15 protein-coding genes and 1 tRNA gene are annotated in these 17,735 nt (G+C 43.0%); 4 read left to right on the top strand and 12 right to left on the bottom strand.

The window, feature by feature from the left end; translation table 11 throughout:
- Positions 1 to 193 precede the first annotated feature (193 nt).
- The gene (locus B5F91_RS05365; protein ID WP_204244663.1) at positions 194 to 1,867 is read right to left on the bottom strand and encodes a nucleoside kinase; all 1,674 of its coding nucleotides are present in this window, start codon (positions 1,865 to 1,867) and stop codon (positions 194 to 196) included.
- An 81-nt stretch (positions 1,868 to 1,948) separates the two neighbouring features.
- Between B5F91_RS05365 and B5F91_RS05370 the strand changes: the two genes are divergently transcribed.
- Positions 1,949 to 3,643 (top strand): Na/Pi cotransporter family protein, encoded by a 1,695-nt coding sequence (locus B5F91_RS05370; protein ID WP_087428055.1) that lies wholly within the window; start codon positions 1,949 to 1,951, stop codon positions 3,641 to 3,643.
- Between the two features lie 362 nt (positions 3,644 to 4,005).
- Here the strand turns inward: B5F91_RS05370 and B5F91_RS05375 are convergent, their stop codons facing one another.
- From B5F91_RS05375 to B5F91_RS05385, 3 genes are all read right to left on the bottom strand, one after another.
- A complete protein-coding gene (locus tag B5F91_RS05375) occupies positions 4,006 to 4,473 on the bottom strand; it encodes a nucleoside deaminase (protein WP_087428082.1) in 468 nt (155 codons plus the stop codon).
- Positions 4,474 to 4,661: 188 nt separating this feature from the next.
- Positions 4,662 to 6,293: a chaperonin GroEL gene (groL, locus tag B5F91_RS05380; RefSeq protein WP_087428056.1), complete on the bottom strand. Its 1,632-nt coding sequence runs from the start codon at positions 6,291 to 6,293 to the stop codon at positions 4,662 to 4,664.
- A 28-nt stretch (positions 6,294 to 6,321) separates the two neighbouring features.
- The gene (locus B5F91_RS05385; RefSeq protein WP_087428057.1) at positions 6,322 to 6,594 is read right to left on the bottom strand and encodes a co-chaperone GroES; all 273 of its coding nucleotides are present in this window, start codon (positions 6,592 to 6,594) and stop codon (positions 6,322 to 6,324) included.
- A gap of 397 nt (positions 6,595 to 6,991) precedes the next feature.
- Here B5F91_RS05385 and rmuC point away from each other — a divergent pair, with 397 nt between their 5' ends.
- On the top strand, positions 6,992 to 8,209 hold the full coding sequence (gene rmuC, locus B5F91_RS05390) for a DNA recombination protein RmuC (protein ID WP_087428058.1): 1,218 nt from the start codon (positions 6,992 to 6,994) through the stop codon (positions 8,207 to 8,209).
- Between the two features lie 120 nt (positions 8,210 to 8,329).
- Here the strand turns inward: rmuC and hisS are convergent, their stop codons facing one another.
- Together hisS and B5F91_RS05400 are read right to left on the bottom strand one after the other, a co-directional pair.
- Positions 8,330 to 9,694: a histidine--tRNA ligase gene (gene hisS, locus B5F91_RS05395; protein WP_087428059.1), complete on the bottom strand. Its 1,365-nt coding sequence runs from the start codon at positions 9,692 to 9,694 to the stop codon at positions 8,330 to 8,332.
- 166 nt (positions 9,695 to 9,860) lie between these two features.
- The gene (locus B5F91_RS05400) at positions 9,861 to 10,541 is read right to left on the bottom strand and encodes a zinc metallopeptidase (protein WP_087428083.1); all 681 of its coding nucleotides are present in this window, start codon (positions 10,539 to 10,541) and stop codon (positions 9,861 to 9,863) included.
- Between the two features lie 212 nt (positions 10,542 to 10,753).
- On the opposite strand from B5F91_RS05400, the gene B5F91_RS05405 reads away from it, so the two are divergent.
- Positions 10,754 to 10,826: transfer RNA gene (locus tag B5F91_RS05405), tRNA-Lys, on the top strand.
- Between the two features lie 243 nt (positions 10,827 to 11,069).
- Complete coding sequence (locus tag B5F91_RS15375; protein WP_239416257.1) at positions 11,070 to 11,936, top strand: Arm DNA-binding domain-containing protein; 867 nt, start codon at positions 11,070 to 11,072, stop codon at positions 11,934 to 11,936.
- 97 nt (positions 11,937 to 12,033) lie between these two features.
- Here B5F91_RS15375 and B5F91_RS05415 read toward each other — a convergent pair whose 3' ends face one another.
- The 6 genes from B5F91_RS05415 to B5F91_RS05440 form a co-directional block, all read right to left on the bottom strand.
- Positions 12,034 to 13,377 (bottom strand): MATE family efflux transporter, encoded by a 1,344-nt coding sequence (locus B5F91_RS05415; protein WP_087428084.1) that lies wholly within the window; start codon positions 13,375 to 13,377, stop codon positions 12,034 to 12,036.
- A 126-nt stretch (positions 13,378 to 13,503) separates the two neighbouring features.
- Positions 13,504 to 14,007 carry an HD domain-containing protein gene (locus B5F91_RS05420; protein ID WP_072530493.1) on the bottom strand — a complete coding sequence of 168 codons (504 nt, stop codon included), beginning with the start codon at positions 14,005 to 14,007 and terminating at the stop codon, positions 13,504 to 13,506.
- Positions 14,008 to 14,046: 39 nt separating this feature from the next.
- A complete protein-coding gene (locus B5F91_RS05425; RefSeq protein ID WP_087428060.1) occupies positions 14,047 to 14,757 on the bottom strand; it encodes a DUF542 domain-containing protein in 711 nt (236 codons plus the stop codon).
- A 91-nt stretch (positions 14,758 to 14,848) separates the two neighbouring features.
- The gene (thiD, locus tag B5F91_RS05430) at positions 14,849 to 15,721 is read right to left on the bottom strand and encodes a bifunctional hydroxymethylpyrimidine kinase/phosphomethylpyrimidine kinase (protein WP_072530490.1); all 873 of its coding nucleotides are present in this window, start codon (positions 15,719 to 15,721) and stop codon (positions 14,849 to 14,851) included.
- Complete coding sequence (locus B5F91_RS05435) at positions 15,714 to 16,862, bottom strand: aspartate aminotransferase family protein (RefSeq protein WP_072542228.1); 1,149 nt, start codon at positions 16,860 to 16,862, stop codon at positions 15,714 to 15,716. Before B5F91_RS05435 ends, thiD begins: the two co-directional genes overlap by 8 nt.
- 14 nt (positions 16,863 to 16,876) lie before the next feature.
- Positions 16,877 to 17,392: a pyridoxamine 5'-phosphate oxidase family protein gene (locus tag B5F91_RS05440; RefSeq protein WP_072530488.1), complete on the bottom strand. Its 516-nt coding sequence runs from the start codon at positions 17,390 to 17,392 to the stop codon at positions 16,877 to 16,879.
- Positions 17,393 to 17,735: the final 343 nt, after the last annotated feature.

The raw sequence follows: 17,735 nt of genomic DNA on the forward strand, positions 1-17,735 counted from the left end.
AAAACATTCACGTAGATAAGTGCATGCATTCGGGCGTATGCGATATGCCCCTACATAGGTTGTTTGCGGACATTCATATTAAATTTTAAGAGGAAGCGAAGTGTATAGAGAACAAGTGTCTGGTTTTGCGTCCTTCGCCTTCTTAAAAATAATTCTTTGCGCTTTTGCGTCTCTGCGTTCGATTATAAAAAAATTAATATACAAAGCTGCTTCCGCCCAAGAACTCGCGGAGGAGCGAGGTGGGAGGCAGCTGGTTATCGGGTACGGACGTGAAATAGCCTAAGAAACGCAGGAGGCGGTTGGCTTCGGAGTATGCCGGGCAATTGTTGGGCACCTTGCGCAAGAGCGGCTCGGCGTAGTCTTTCAGCACGGCAAGCTCGAAGAGGAGAGCAGAGTTGAACATCGCGTCGGCGTTCTCCTGATAGGGGAATATCCATTTGTCTTCGCCCGCCCGCACGCTTTCCCAGCGGTTGATGGTGTCTTCGGCACTGCTCCCCCGGTATTTCGAGTCGCGGATGATGCGCCGGATGAGGCGGTTGTCCGTGGTGGGGATGTAGTTGTGGTTATCCAGTTGGATAGTGGTGAGTGCCGACACGTATATCTTGTATTTGTTTTCGTCGGGGATTTGGGCGGTCAGTTCGGGGTTGAGGGCGTGGATGCCTTCCAGTATCAGAATCATGTTGTCGTTTATGCGGAGCTTCTTTCCGCTCATCTCCCGCTTGCCCGTCACGAAGTTGAAGCGGGGAAGCTCGATTTCCTTTCCTGCTATCAGTTCTTTCATCTGCGCTTCGAAGAAAGGCAGGTCGAGGGTGTAGAACGACTCGAAGTCGTGCTTTCCGTGCTCGTCCAGAGGGCTGTCTTCACGGTTCACGAAGTAATCGTCCAGCGAAATGGGATAGGGACGTATGCCGTTGGTGAGCAACTGTACGCTCAGGCGTTTGCTGAAGGTGGTCTTTCCCGACGAGGAAGGTCCCGATATGAGCACTAACTTCACGCGCTCCCCGTTTCGGTCGCGGTGGGCGATTTCATCGGCAAGGCGGGCGATTTTCTTTTCTTGAAGTGCTTCAGAAACGTTGATAAGGTCGGTGGCTAAGCCTTTGTGGCACGCAATGTTGAAGTCGCCCACGGTGGCGATGCCCATGATTTCGTTCCAGCGGTGGTATTCCTGGAATACTTCGAGCATCTTTTCCTGCTTCACCACTTCCTGCAGGCGGGTAGGGTTTTTCCGGTCGGGCACGCGCAGGAGCAGGCCGTCATAGTATTTCACGATGTCGAACAGGCGGATGTATCCCGTGCTGGGCACGAGGCTTCCGTAGTAGCAATCCGTGGTATTCCCCAAGCGGTAATAGAATGTATAGAGCTGGTCGTAGGTGCTCAGGAGCTTGGCTTTGTCCACCATTCCCCGCTGGGCGAATATTTCCGCCACTTGGCGGGTGTGGCATTCGATGCGTTCGAAGGGGATGTCGGCATCGATGATTTCCTGCATCTTCTGCTTGATGCGGATTACGTCGTCCAGCCCGATGGAACGGTCTAAGTGTAGGTTGCAATAATATCCTTTCGATACGGGATGTTCCAACGAGATGCTTCCCTGGGGATAGAGTTCTTCTACCGCCTTGACAAGGATGAAGCAAAGCGAGCGGAAGTAGGTGCGCATACCCGAAGGGTTGGTGATGTCGAGGAATTCCACGTCTTTGTTGTAATAGACCCTGAAGTTGAGGTCTTCCACTTTATTGTTAACCTTTGCGCTTACCACGCCGTAGGGCATATCCAGTCCGAAATCGTTGTAAATTTCCAAAAGGCTGATTCCTTCGCGGAAACTTCTTGTTTGATTGATGTTTTTACAATATATTTGTAACATGATTGTAATATGTATTACTTATGGTGAGAATTTGCCGTTAATTTACGGAATAAACACCGAAAGCCAATTGACATCTTAACTTAATTATAAATGGAGTATAGTTTTTATGATTTTTTAGCACTGTTAGGCTCGCTTGCCCTCTTCTTGTACGGCATGAAAATCATGAGCGAGGGACTTCAGAAGTTTGCGGGCGACCGTCTTCGGAGTATCCTGACAGCAATGACGACCAACCGGGTGACAGGTGTGTTGACCGGTACGCTCATCACCGCATTGGTGCAATCTTCTTCTGCCACGACGGTTATGGTCGTGAGTTTCGTAAACGCAGGCTTATTGACCTTGACGCAGTCCATCAGTGTCATTATGGGTGCCAACATCGGAACCACGGTCACCGCTTGGATTATCTCGGCTTTGGGATTCAAGGTAGACATTTCCGTCTTTGCCCTTCCGCTTTTGGCTTTCGGCATCCCGCTTCTTTTCTCGCAAAAAAGCTCGCGCAAGTCTATCGGTGAGTTCATCTTCGGCTTCTCTTTCCTGTTCATGGGATTGGATTTATTGAAGAAGAACGCTCCCGATCTGAGCCAGAATCCAGATATGTTAGCGTTTGTGCAGAATTATACCGATATGGGATTCTTCTCGGTCATCTTGTTCGTGATTATCGGTACGGTATTGACGATGATTGTGCAGGCGTCTTCCGCCACGATGGCGATTACCCTGATTATGTGTGCCAACGGCTGGATCAGTTTCGAACTGGGTGCGGCGTTGGTGTTGGGCGAGAACATCGGAACGACCATTACCGCCAATCTTGCGGCACTTACCGCCAACACACAGGCGCGGAGGGCTGCCTTGGCGCATCTGATGTTTAATGTATTCGGCGTGATTTGGGTGTTGATATTGTTCCAGCCGTTCCTGAATATGGTAGGTTGGATTATCGACGACTGGATGCAGGTGAGCGATGCGGGAGGTGCTGCGGTCTCGTTTAAACTCTCGGCGTTCCATACGTGCTTTAATGTATGCAATGTGTTGATTCTGATATGGTTCGTTAAATTGATTGAAAAGACGGTATGCAGGTTTATTCCCCAAAAGGAAACGGAAGAAGAGTACCGCTTGCAATTCATTTCGGGCGGTATGCTTTCTACGGCTGAGCTTTCCATTTTGCAAGCCCGCAAGGAAATTAACCTCTTTGCCGAGCGTATCCGGCGGATGTTCGGAATGGTGCGCGACTTGCTTCATACCACGAACGAGAACGATTTCAACAAGCTTTTCGCCCGCATTGAGAAATACGAAGGCATCAGCGATAACATGGAGGTGGAGATAGCTACGTATCTGACCCAAGTATCCGAAGGACGGTTGAGTTCGGAAAGTAAGTTCGAAATACGCGAAATGTTGCGCGAGGTGAGCGAGATAGAAAGCATCGGGGACAGTTGTTATAACTTGGCACGCACGATGAACCACAAGCGGCGTACCAACGTGGAGTTCACCGAGGAACAATATGGGCACATCGAACAGATGTTCCAACTGACCGATACAGCCCTGACGCAGATGATAGAAGTGATAGAAGATACGCATCATGCGGTAGACGTGAACCGTTCGTTCAATTTAGAGCACGAAATCAACAATTACCGCGACCAGTTGAAAGACCGTAACGTGATAGACATCAACGAAAAGGCATATAATTACCAAACGGGCGTACATTATATGGACCTCATCGCCGAATGCGAAAAGTTAGGCGACTATGTGGTGAATGTGGTGGAGGCGCATACCGAGACCAAGGAGAAAAAAGCCTGACGTTTGCTATGGATTGACCTACATCAAGAATTCGGCAGATTTGCTCAAATAGATGTTGTATAGCATGACAACGTAAGGTGCAAACCTGTAATTTTGTGTCGTAAAACATAAAAACAGATAACTGGCATGCTTAAAAGAGTGAAGAAAATTCTTGTAACAGGTCTTCTGGAAATGAAGAATAACAACGTGCGTATCTGGGAAGACATGACACGTTGACAGAGGATTAGAATTTTTTTGAATGTAGGTAAAAAGGTTGATGTATGATCTTTCAGGGTCATACATCTTTATGTTGAAAGCAAATGAAAATGGAATGAATATGAAGAAAGACCGCGGGCTTCGTGCTTCGCGGTCTTTCTTTTTTCTCAATATTTCACCTTATCCGCTTTGGCTTCCCAGTCGCGGAAAGCCTGAAGGGCTTCTTCGGGCAAGAGGCGTTCCGATTTCAGGCGGCGGTCTTCGGGTTTCAGTTCCAGTTCCTCGTAGATGAAAGCGTCATCAAAGCCGATGCGGGCGGCATCGTGCTGGTTGTTTCCGTAATACATCCGGTCGAGGTGTGCCCAATAGATGGCTCCCAAGCACATAGGGCAAGGTTCGCACGAGGTGTAGATTTCGCATCCGCTCAGGTCGAATGTGCCTAATTTGCGGCATGCGGCGCGGATGGCACTCACTTCGGCATGTGCGGTAGGGTCATGTTCGGGAGTCACGCGGTTGGTGCCTGTGGCGATGATTTCCCCGTCACGTGCAATGACGGCACCGAACGGACCTCCTCCTTCGGCTACGTTCCGTACCGAAAGTTCGATGGCTTTACGCATCAGTTCTTCTTTAGTCATAGGCATTCATGATTTTCGTGTCTCTAAAGATACGGAAAATTTCTTATCTTTCAAACGCAGAGACGCAAAATCGCAAAGTTATTATTTCCTTTCTCCGCGATTTTGCGTCTCTGCGTTCAATAATAAAAAAGCGGAGGTACACCGTATTGCGTACCTCCGCTCTTGGAACTTTATATAGGGTTAGGAAATTACATCATTCCGCCCATGCCTCCCATGCCTGCGGCAGGCATTTCAGGCTTTTCTTCTTTCTTTTCTACGATAACGCATTCTGTAGTCAGGAACATACCGGCGATAGAAGCGGCGTTTTCCAAAGCCACACGTGTTACCTTGGCGGGGTCTACGACACCTGCAGCGTGCAAGTTTTCGTAAACGTCAGTACGGGCGTTGTAACCGAAATCGCCTTTGCCTTCACGTACTTTCTGAACCACTACGGCACCTTCCTTACCAGCATTGGCTACAATCTGGCGCAACGGCTCTTCAATGGCACGCTTGATGATTTCGATACCGGTAGTTTCATCGGCATTGTCACCCTTCAAGCCTTCCAAAGCGTCGATGGCACGGATGTAAGTCACGCCACCACCCGGAACGATACCTTCTTCGATAGCGGCACGTGTAGCGCACAATGCATCGTCCACACGGTCTTTCTTTTCCTTCATTTCTACTTCGCTGGCTGCACCTACATACAATACAGCTACACCGCCTGACAATTTGGCAAGACGTTCTTGCAATTTTTCCTTGTCATAGTCGGAAGTAGAGTTCTTGATTTCGGCTTTGATTTGGTTGATGCGGTCCAAGATGTTGTCCTTATCACCCGCACCGTTTACGATAGTGGTGTTTTCTTTCGTGATAGTAACCTTCTCGCAAGAACCTAACATATCGATAGTAGCTTGTTCCAGCTTCAAGCCCTTTTCTTCGCTGATGACAACGCCGCCAGTCAGGATAGCGATATCTTCCAGCATGGCTTTACGACGGTCGCCGAAGCCCGGAGCTTTCACAGCACAAATCTTCAACTGGCCACGCAAACGGTTGACTACCAATGTGGTCAACGCTTCGCTATCTACGTCTTCGGCGATGACCAGCAACGGACGTCCGCTCTGAACAGCCGGTTCGAGGATAGGCAAGAAGTCTTTCAGGTTGCTGATTTTCTTGTCGTAAACCAAGATGTACGGGCGTTCCATGACGCATTCCATTTTTTCCGTATCGGTTACGAAGTAAGGCGACAGGTAGCCGCGGTCGAACTGCATACCTTCTACCACGCCGATTGTAGTGTCGGTACCTTTGGCTTCTTCGATGGTGATGACACCGTCCTTAGAAACCTTACGCATTGCGTCGGCAATCAGCTTACCGATAACCGGGTCGTTGTTGGCAGATACGGTAGCTACTTGTTCAATCTTGTCGTAGTTATCGCCTACGGTTTCAGCCTGAGCCTTGATGCATTCTACCACTTTTGCAACAGCTTTATCGATACCACGCTTCAAGTCCATCGGGTTAGCGCCTGCGGTTACGTTTTTCAATCCTACGCCTACGATAGCTTGAGCCAATACGGTAGCGGTAGTAGTACCATCGCCCGCATCGTCACCGGTCTTCGAAGCTACTGATTTAACCAACTGGGCACCTGTATTTTGGAACGGGTCTGCCAATTCTACTTCCTTAGCAACGGTCACACCGTCCTTTGTGATTTGCGGAGCACCGAACTTCTTTTCGATGATAACGTTACGTCCTTTCGGACCGAGGGTTACTTTTACGGCATTCGCCAATTCGTCCACGCCTTTCTTCAATTGGTCGCGGGCGTCAATATTGAAAAGTATTTCTTTTGCCATGATTGTTCTAATTTTTGATTTTTAATTCTTAATTGAGGATTGCGAGTACATCGCTTTGGCGCATAATCAGGTATTTCACACCGTCGTGTTCGATTTCGGTACCCGAGTATTTGCCATACAATACTTGGTCGCCTGCTTTCAGTACCATTTCTTCGTCTTTCGTGCCATTGCCTACGGCTACCACTTCGCCTTGCAACGGTTTTTCTTTAGCTGTGTCGGGGATGATGATTCCGCCGATTGTCTTTTCTTCTGCAGGTGCCGGAAGAATCAGCACTCTGTCTGCTAACGGTTTAATGTTCATAATGCAATATTGTTTTTGTTATTTATACGTCTTTTATCCGGTTTACTGATGTAAACCACTTCTATTTCTACTAAAACCGTGCCAAACTATTAAAACTGACAATATGGCAGTCCTTTGCCTACCCCGTTTTAGACAGGTTATGTGAGGAGACAGGTATTTTTAATAATTGCCTTGGCGGATATGCTTGCATTTATCCCGGAATATATATGCGTAGCCCGATGTATTTAGTCTCGTGCGCGGATGCAAATAGGTGCATGTAATTGCCTGCATATCAATGATGAAAATAAAAGACATTTGCTTGTTAACAGTTTTTTACGTTCGGATTCCCATTTCCCTTGGCGTTTTGAACGGGCTTTGTTATCTTTGCTTTTCGTAAAACGAAAACACGAATAAGCGAATGGAAATCGTATACCTTATTATCGGATTGATTGTCGGATGCGTGGCAGGCTGGGGGCTTGCCTCGCGGAAGAATGCCGTGCTAGCGGCTGAACTGAAGATGCAGGAGACGCATGCCCGCGAGATGCTCGATGCCGAACGTCGCCGCTTAGAAGAAAAGCTGGCGGAACAGAAACGGGAAGTGGAAGAATTGCACAAGCGTTCAGCACTGGAATTCGAGAGCCTTGCCGACAAGATATTCCGCCAGCGTGCCGAAGCGTTCAACCGCCAAAGTGCAGAAAGCCTGGGTGCCTTGTTGAAGCCGTTTGGCGATAACCTGAAGGAGTTCAAGCATCGGGTGGAGGAAGTGTACGACAAGGAATCGAAGCAACGTTTTTCGCTGGAAGACCGCATCAAGGAACTGGTTCAGTTGAACAAACAGATCAGCGATGATGCCAACAACTTGACCCGTGCATTGAAAGGCGATTCGAAGATGCAGGGCAATTGGGGCGAGATGATATTGGAAACAATACTGGAAAATTCGGGGCTTCACGAGGGACAGGAATATTTCCGCCAAGCGTTTTTAAAGGATGTCGAAGGCAACACCGTGCGTAACGAGGAAGGTCAACGCCTCCAGCCCGATGTGCTGGTGATGTATCCCGATAACCGGCGGGTGATTATTGACTCGAAGGTATCTCTTACGGCATACGCTTCGTATGTGGCAAGTGAGGACCGTGAGAAGCAGGAACGTTTCTTGAAAGCCCACTTGGCGTCGGTGCGGGCACATATCGACGAACTGAGCCGCAAGGATTATTCGCGTTACGATGTGGGTGCGCTTGATTTCGTGATGATGTTCATCCCCAATGAACCAGCCTACGTGCTTGCCTTGCAGACCGATTCCGAACTATGGAATTACGCCTACCGCAAGAAGGTGGTGCTGATGAGCCCTACGAACCTGATTGCTGCGCTCCGTCTTGCACTCGACTTGTGGAAACGGGAGTATCAGGAAAAGAACATTCAGGAAATCGTGCGCCGCGGCACTGCACTTTATGAAAAGCTGGTCGGTTTTACCGATACGTTCGGGCGTATAGGCGACACACTTAAATCGGTTTCGGAGGCATACGAAGCTGCACTTTCCCAGCTTTCGGAAGGGAAAGGCAACGTCATCCGCCAGGCGGAAATGCTGAAGGAACTGGGCATCACACCGAAGAAGCAGCTGAAAATGAAGTCGGAAGAGTGAGTTTTTCACCACGGATTATACAGATTTCAATAATTGTTGATGGTTAATAATGGAACTTACACTATTAACTCTTAATTATTCATTATCAATTATTGAAATCTGTATAATCCGTGGTGAATGTTAACGCTTTACGGCTTCAATCAACTCGTCGGGGGTGACAAGCGTCTGCTCGCCCGTTGCCATGTTCTTGAGCGTGAGCTTGCCTTCCTGCATTTCGTTCTCGCCCGCTATCGCTACGAAAGGAATGGCTTTGGCGTTGGCGTAACTCATTTGTTTTTTCATCTTCGACGCGTCGGGGAAGATTTCGGCACGGATGCCTGCCTGGCGTGCCTTTGCCAAGACGGGGAGCACGTATGCGGATTCTGCCGCTCCGAAGTTGACGAACAAGAGTTGCGTGCTTGCCGAAGCCTCTTTCGGATAGAGGTCGAGTTGGTTCAGTACGTCGTAGATACGGTCGGCGCCGAATGAGATGCCTACGCCCGATACTCCCGGAAGGCCGAACACGCCTGTCAGATTGTCATACCGTCCGCCTCCGCTGATGCTTCCTATCTGTACGTCGAGTGCTTTCACTTCGAAGATGGCTCCCGTGTAATAATTCAGGCCGCGCGCCAAAGTGAGGTCGAGTTCCACTTCCGAGTGGATGCCCAGTCCGGCAATCGTGTTCAGGATAAATTCGCTTTCCTCGATGCCCTTCATTCCCGTTTCGCTCGAAGCGAGCGTTTGCTTCAGGGTGTCGAGCTTTTCTTGGTTCGTCCCGCTCAGCCGGATGATAGGCTGGAGCTTGTCGATGGCTTCCTGAGGGATGCCTTTCGATGCCAATTCGGCGTTGACGTTTTCCAATCCGATTTTGTCTAGTTTGTCGATGGCTACGGTGATGTCTACTATTTTCTCCGCTTCGCCGATGATTTCGGCGATACCGCTTAGGATTTTGCGGTTATTGATTTTGATGGCTACCCGGATGCCGAACTTGCGGAATACGGTGTCGAGCATCTGTACCAATTCCACTTCGTTCAGGAGCGAATCGCTTCCTACTACGTCGGCATCGCATTGGTAAAATTCGCGGTAACGTCCTTTTTGCGGGCGGTCGGCACGCCATACGGGCTGTATTTGGAAACGCTTGAAGGGAAAAGTAATCTCATCGCGGTGCATCACCACGTAACGTGCGAAAGGCACGGTAAGGTCATAGCGCAAGCCTTTCTCGCAAAACTTGCAGGCGAGCTTGGCGGCGTTGCGCGAGAGTAGTTCCTCATCGGTCAGCCCTGAAAAATAGTCGCCCGAGTTTTGTATCTTGAACAAGAGCTTGTCGCCTTCGTCACCGTATTTCCCCATCAGGGTGGAGAGGCTCTCCATAGCAGGTGTTTCTATCTGTTGGAATCCGTAGAGGCGGAACACCTCGCGGATGGTGTCGAATATGTAGTTGCGTTTCGCCATTTCTACGGGCGAAAAGTCTCTGGTTCCTTTCGGTATGCAGGGTTTTGTTACCATAATAAAATCGTTTTAAGTTTGTCCGTGCAAAATTACGGGATTCTTTTTTAAATTGAAAATGTATCTGAACAGAAACGCAGGTTAACGCAGATTTTCGCGGATTATCATTTAATTATTAGTCTGCGTTAATCTGCGCTAATCTGCGTTTTCTTCGTTTCGGATAGACTCACTCGCGGCGGTTGGTGAAAATCAGGATGTAATACACTAAGGTGGCAAGCGAGCCGAGTGCAGCCACCACGTACGTATATGCCGCTGACTTCAGCGCGTCGAAAGCCTGAGATTGGTTATAATTATTGGTCACTCCCGCGCCTCTTAGCCATACTAAAGCGCGTCGGCTGGCATCAATTTCCACGGGGAGGGTGATGAAACTGAACAAAGTGGTCATCGCGAAAAGGCAGATGCCGATGAGCATCAATTGAGGGAAAGTGTTAATCAGGAACATGCCCGCCAACAATACCCATTGCACGATGGAAGACGAGAATTGCACCACGGGGACTAATGCCGAGCGCATCTGAAGCGGAGCGTATGCGCGTGCGTGTTGCACGGCGTGTCCGCATTCGTGGGCCGCTACGGCAGCCGCGGCTATGCTGCATGTGTTGTACACCCCTTCGCTAAGATTGACGGTTTTGTTGGCAGGGTTATAATGGTCGGTAAGCATTCCCGGTGTGCTGGTCACCCGCACGTCATAAATGCCGTTGTCGCGCAACATCTTCTCGGCAATCTCCCGTCCCGTCATTCCGTTGGAGAGCGCTATGCGCGAATACTTGTCGAATTTCCTTTTCAGGTTGGCTTGCACCAAATAGCTGAGGATGGCAATGCCGATAAATAAAATCCAATACGTCATAATCAATTCAAATCTTTAAGTAGTTTCTAGAAAAACAGTACAAATACTTTGCCAAAAGTAAGGAAAAAATAAGGAAATGTCAATCTGTCAGCCCTTAATTGAGGATTATTAAGTGATTAGATGAAGATATTTGAACTTTTTTTCAAGATTTCTTTGCGGATTCAAAAAAAAAGCGTACCTTTGCACTCGCAATCAGAAATGATGCAAATAGGTTTGATTCGCTAGCTCAGCAGGTAGAGCACAACACTTTTAATGTTGGGGTCTTGGGTTCGAGCCCCAAGCGGATCACTCAAACAAAAAGCAAAACAATGAAAACCGCTGATAATCAATCATTATCAGCGGTTTTTCTTTTTATCCATACCGCAAATTGAAGCAGAATACCGCATCTTACTGGAGGTGAAATAGGTGGACTTAATTTCCACATAAAAACAAGTCCACCTGATTGGATTATATTTCACTGATTTTCTGTGTTTTGCATAAAACAAACTCTTTTCAAAACATGTATTTTTACACCATCAAAAAAAGAAGAGTATGGCAATGCAAAGAAACTATTTTACGGTATTGTTTTTCCTGAAGAAATCAAAGCTGCTAAAAAATGGAGAAGCACCAATCTGTATGCGTATCACAATAAACGGAAAACGTGCAGAGGTACAAATCAAGTTACTTATTCCATTTATGATAATTACAATTTCAGGAACATTCTTAAGACCTCCATTTCTGCTATTTGTTGCAAACTCATCAATAGCCCCTATACCAGGAACAAACATGGAATCAGAAAACAAATGGAAGGATCTGCTTAGGGCTATTAGATATGACAAGTATAACAATAGTTGGTTAATATATACTTCAGATGGAATGTATGAATTTAAAGACTTATGGACCTCAGAAAGAATATCAAGACTAAATACTCCACCCATAAGTGTCATGGGATTAAACGTAATGGAGCAAATCAATGAAGATGAATGGATTATAGGCTCCTTTAGTGGCCTGTATATATGGAATAAAACTTTTGAAACATATTATGATGCTTTAAACAACAATATAGAAGCTCAAAGTTATGGTTTGCCTTTCTCTAATAATCAAGTATCAGGTCTTGTTTTCTACAACAATGAGCAAACAATACTATTTGATTATAATAATGGAGCTAGCACAATCGAATCTAAAAATGGTTTTATCAAAATGCCAGACAAATACAAAACAAGGCCAATGTCACTATGGAATCTGTCTTTAGAAATACATACTGGCAGAATTGTTACCTTTTTAGGAATCATGACATTACTAATACCATGCATATTAGGTATCACAATTATTATAATTCTTATAAGCGGTTGGAAAATAAGTAAATTAAAATGCTTTATTATGAGTGCAACTTCTTATATAAAGAAAGTATATAAATAATTTTAAAGTTTATCATATAAATAGGGATATACGGAATTAAGTATTGTTTATGCTTTTTATAATAGACAATACTTGTTCCGTATAATGGATATAAAATTCAGTTATTTATTAACAACGATTTTCTATTAACAAACTTAAATGCAGGTAAAAGAAATAATACAGCAAACGTCCAAGCAATGGGGTCTCCAAAACAAATAGCCCAGAATTTGAATATGGGGACTGCAAAAACACTAACAAATGTCCTTGCCAGCATTTCTGATATTCCGGAAAACAAAGCCAGTCGAGTATAACCTACCCCTTGGATAGTATATCTGAATATAAATGAAACTCCCAATACAATAAAGAATATTGCAGAAATCCTTATGAACAAAGCTGCATTCTCAATAACATCAATCTCTGAGGAATCAATAAACAACAGAACCAATTCTTTTGAGAAACTCCAAACAATTATATTCAATATTAAAACACATACTATTACTATTTTTAAAGCTGATTTTATTCCTAACCATATTCTTTCAGGTTTTCCGGCACCATAGTTCTGTCCACTATAAGTAGCCATAGCTATACCAAGACTTTCAAGCAAACAGACAAAAAATATTTTAATTCTCATTGCGGAAGTATATGCAGCAATATAAACAGTTCCAAGAAAATTATTGGCACTTTGCAGCATAATCATCCCTATAGCTATTATTGAAACCTGCAGTCCCATAGGAATACCTATATACAATAACTGCCTTGCAATTCTTAAATCAAATTTTTTATCGTGTTTGGAACCCTTAAGTATATCATACTTTCTGTAAATGTATATATAACAAAGTAAGGCTGATATTCCTTGTGAAAGCACCGTTGCAATAGCTGCACCAGTTACACCCCAATCCAATAAGAGAATAGTCAATAAATCCAATAATATATTTATCAGAGTTGATAAAGCCAAAAACAAAAAAGGTGTTCTACTATCTCCAATAGCACGTAGAATACTTGAAAAAAGATTATAGAAGAAAGTAAATGGAATACCCAAAAATGTAATGAGCAAATATATATAAGCTTTATTCATTATCTTTTCAGGAGTTTTCATCCAACCCAATATATCCGAGCACAACAGGCTTGTTATTATGGCAATCATTATAGACATTACTGCTGAAATCTTCAGACTAATAAAAATATATCTACGCAATGTCAAATAATCATGTGCACCAAATTTCTGAGCCATAGGGATTCCAAAACCACAACAACAGCCTGTACAAAATCCCAATATAAGGGTTATCACAGAAGTACCTGCACCAACAGCCGCAAGAGAGTTTATACCTAAAAATTTACCAACTATTACTGCATCAACTATAAAGTATGTCTGCTGGAGAAGATTGCCCAACAAAAGAGGGACTGTAAAATTAATCAAAACAGTCAATGGAGATCCAGATGTCATATCTCTATTACTTGCTATTTTCAACATACCAGAATTTATATACTTAAAAATGACTACTAAATAAAAAAATCCCCCAGACAGGGGATTCCTTCATTTAGATCTTACTACAATATAAAAACAGTATTCTCAAGCTATATCATAAAATCAGTTAGCTTTCAAATACATATCTTCTAAACATTGTATTCCTGATTGTGTTCTAAATATCTTATTTCTTACATTCTCAATCATTTCAGCAGAGAATCCATCCTCGAATATATTAACAAGAAAGTCTGCTTCAACAAGCAACTGATAATCTATTCCACTGATATTTGTATATGTGTGATGATGACCGACTAACCAACAAACCCGTTCTATCTGTTCACATGTATAATTACCTGTTTTTATCAAGAGTTTCTCCGCTTCTGCCGGACCTTCAAGTTCCTGGTGTTTTCCATCACAAACTCCATACTTCTGTTCACATATACGTATGCCAATATCATGAACAATTGCTGCTGTTTCAAGAATAAAAAGAGTTTCTTCGTCCAATTGTTCTTGTCTTCCAAGCAATGAAGCAAAATTATATACTTTGATAAAATGTTGTATTCGTTTAGCATCACCCCGATAGTATTCTATCATAGAGGAAATTAGCTGCAAATGTGTTGTATTCATAATTTCATTCTGTAAAAATAGGATTTACGTCATAATTAATCATCTTACCCATTCTCTCTCCAATTTCTCAAATTGAGGAAATAGAATATTATTTTCAATGAATATATGCTCAAATAAATCCTCTACAAACGTTTCCAGTTCAACCATCATCTGTTCATAATTTATACAAAGATTTTCATCCGGTACTCTAAAACCGTTTGTAATCTTTCTCAAATGCATATAGCGCATCCTTTCATTTTCATGCTCCATTGTCATTACTCTGATAGGATTTGAAATTGTTCCACAATGCATAGTCTCTATATATTCTTCATTATGTGAAGCATCGAACAATTCATACAAATATGGGAATAACACACTCTCTTCTTTCTGAAAATGCGATTCCAAGTCGTGCATTGACAACTTAACCTGATTAAACAATTCATTTAATTCAGGATATTCCATTCCATAATTGTCCTTCACATTCTCAATCATAGAAAGAAGATAAGCCCCTTTTTCCTTTGTATTCCTGTGATGATACTTTATAATATAATCTAAAAGCAAATCTAAAGGCCATAAATAAAATGGTGTTCCCTGATGTGATATATTTTCCAAATCGTGGAGGACTTCATCTATATTAGCGCTATTTTTTCCAGATAAATCTTCCAAACTCATATTTCCATTGCAATAGTCTATCCCATATCTGAAGAAAACAGACGCACTTGCAGAGTTTTCTAAGACAATATCCTTTACTTTCTTACATCTAAGTTCCATAAAATCAATATCTATTTTAAAATATTATGCAATAATCATTTTATATATCAAGATTTCACACTCTAGATAATTAATAACATCAAACAATATATCACCTATTATTTCTGTCTTGAGAGATATTCATTCTATATCTGAGATTTTCTTTCTGTAATTTAGTATAATTCTTGTAGAATGGAAAAACCGGCCCAAAACCTGTCCCGAAAGAAAATTTTGCTCCATAACTTATGGCCTTATGAATAAAATCTTCAGATTTATCTATTGCATCAATAATATTCCATCCTCTTGCTAAATAAGTAGCAATAGATGATGCGAACATATCACCCGTTCCATTCACATTCTTTGTTTTAATTATAGGTTTAATATATTCCCTAAAATCACCATTTTGTGGACAATAAAAATAATCTGCAAGTTTATCTTTATATGGCACAGATTTTATTATCACAGAATTACCCCAAATAGAAAGTTCCTTCAAGTCGTCTAGAATCCCATGTATATTCAATTTTCGCCCGAGTAGAATCTCTGCCTCTCGCATATTAGGTGTAATGATAGTGGCTAGTGGCATCAGTTTCTTTTTATAACAAAAAATAGCTTCATCTTCAAGAAGTTGATCACCCGAGGAACTAACCATAACAGGATCTACCACCAACGGTATACCAGCATAGTTTTTTATCGTCTCAGAGACTTTCAATACCAAATCTTTCGAATACAGCATTCCAGTCTTAATACAGTCGGCCTCGACATCCTCCATAAAAGACTGTATTTGAGACACTACCATATCAACAGGTATTAAACAAACATCCTTTACATGCTCTGTATCTTCATCAACAACACATGTGATAGCCCCTGCAGCGTATCCTCCACATGCAGATATTGCCTTGACATCTGCCTGTATCCCTGCAGAGCCAAGAGGTTCACTACCTGCTATAACAAAAACCCTGTAAGGGACCTTTCCTTCCTTAATCATTCTTACATCCTAATTTATCCAAACAACATACTAACTTATCAATGAAATAATCAACTTCCGACTTTGTAATACATAATGGAGGCAATATTCTCAGAATATTCCTACCAGAATATCCGGTAAAGATATGGTGATTGAACAGAAGCATCTCTCGGATCTTTGACACAGATATGGCAAACTCAACTCCTATCATTAGCCCACGTCCTCTAACATCAGTGATTAATGGCGATTCAATAGAACGCAGTTTGTGTATGAAATAATCTCCCACATTATTTGCATTTTCTATCAGGTTTTCAGTTTTCATGACCTGTATCACCGACAATGCAGCAGCACACCCAAGATGATTACCGCCAAATGTAGTTCCAAGCATTCCCTTACGAGGTTTGAAAACGTCACTTATCAGAACACCTGAAAATGGAAAGCCGTTGGCTATACCTTTGGCTACAGTAATGATATCCGGTTTAATGCCACTCCATTGATGAGCAAAGAACTTTCCTGTACGCCCGTAGCCAGACTGTATTTCATCCATAATTAGAATTGCGCCATATTGTATAGTCAGCTTACGCAATTCTTTAAGAAAATCATCCTCTGGAACTCTTATTCCACCAACCCCAGAAATACCTTCTATTATTACAGCACAAACATCTCCACTACGCAATACACTTTCCACCTCAGCTATATCCATTCCTGAAAAATATACATTATCATTGCAATTAAGAGGAGCTGTGATCAAAGGATTGTCTGTTACCTCTACTGCTGCTGATGTACGACCATGAAAAGAGTTTCTGAATGCTATCACCTTTTTCTTTCCGGTATGGAACGAGGCTAGTTTAAGGGCATTCTCATTTGCCTCAGCTCCAGAATTTACAAAAAATGCACTATAATCAGAATACCCGGAGATTTCCCCCAATTCATATGCAAGCTTCTCCTGAAGTTTATTAACTACTGAGTTAGAGTAAAACATCAGATTCTGCATCTGCTCATACATACATTTTACAAGGTACGGATGAGAATGCCCTATTGATATTACAGCATGTCCACCATAAAAATCCAAATATGAATTACCGTTGTCATCGTAAACATAACAACCAGAACCCCTAACAATATTTATAGGGAATATAGAATAAACATCAAACAAATTCATAATCTAATATTTTACTACTCCATCCTTCCATACTTCATTTCATCGCCATTCTTATCGTATTGTTTACGCTTGCCTGTTGGAGGAGCCGATAAGGTTACTTTGACTACAGCTGTACGATGAAGGCTTCTTTTAACTGCTTCCTCAAAAGCGTCCATGTGTTTTGGCAGAAAGCGTTGGCTAATTAATCTCAATGCCAAAATCTTTTCTTCATTATCAGTAACAACCTCAGCTTTTCCAAATGCAATAGCCGAACGGTACTGAAGAGTGAAAGTTCCATCTTTAGGACCAACCGTAGGTTGGCATTTTGTAACAGCAGAAAGACATACTTCTGGATTTACTGCTATAGCATCAAGTTTATCACCTTCTGGAGCACAATGAAAATACCAAATATCATCACCATTACTGGCCAAAGATAATGGTACTCCATATGCAGTACCGTCCGGTCTTGTAAAACTAACCGTTATATATGGAGCTTTGCGCATTATTTCCAATGCCCAGTTGCTGTCCATTTCCCTACTTACTTTTCTCATAAAGTTCTAAATATGCTTAAATATTTGCCTAATATTACAGGTAAGAACAACCTCTGTTCTATTACCTAGGTATAAAATATTCTATAACTATACGACAAAATTACCTTAGATGAAAAAAATACGATGTAATAAAAATGACACCATTGATATTTATTAGAGAAAATACCTGATGAAATAATCAATCCAATACATTTTCATTCTTAACTGTATGTTTTATTCAGCGAATATTTCAAATCTAAGAAGCTGTTTTGATTTCATTCGATAAATTTGTTAAGCATGATTTGGATGAATGCGATTTGTACCATGGCTTCCGCAGTTTCAGCGAGGAATTCATAATCGATGG

This window comes from Bacteroides sp. An322, assembly GCF_002161765.1.
GTDB lineage: Bacteria > Bacteroidota > Bacteroidia > Bacteroidales > Bacteroidaceae > Phocaeicola > Phocaeicola merdavium.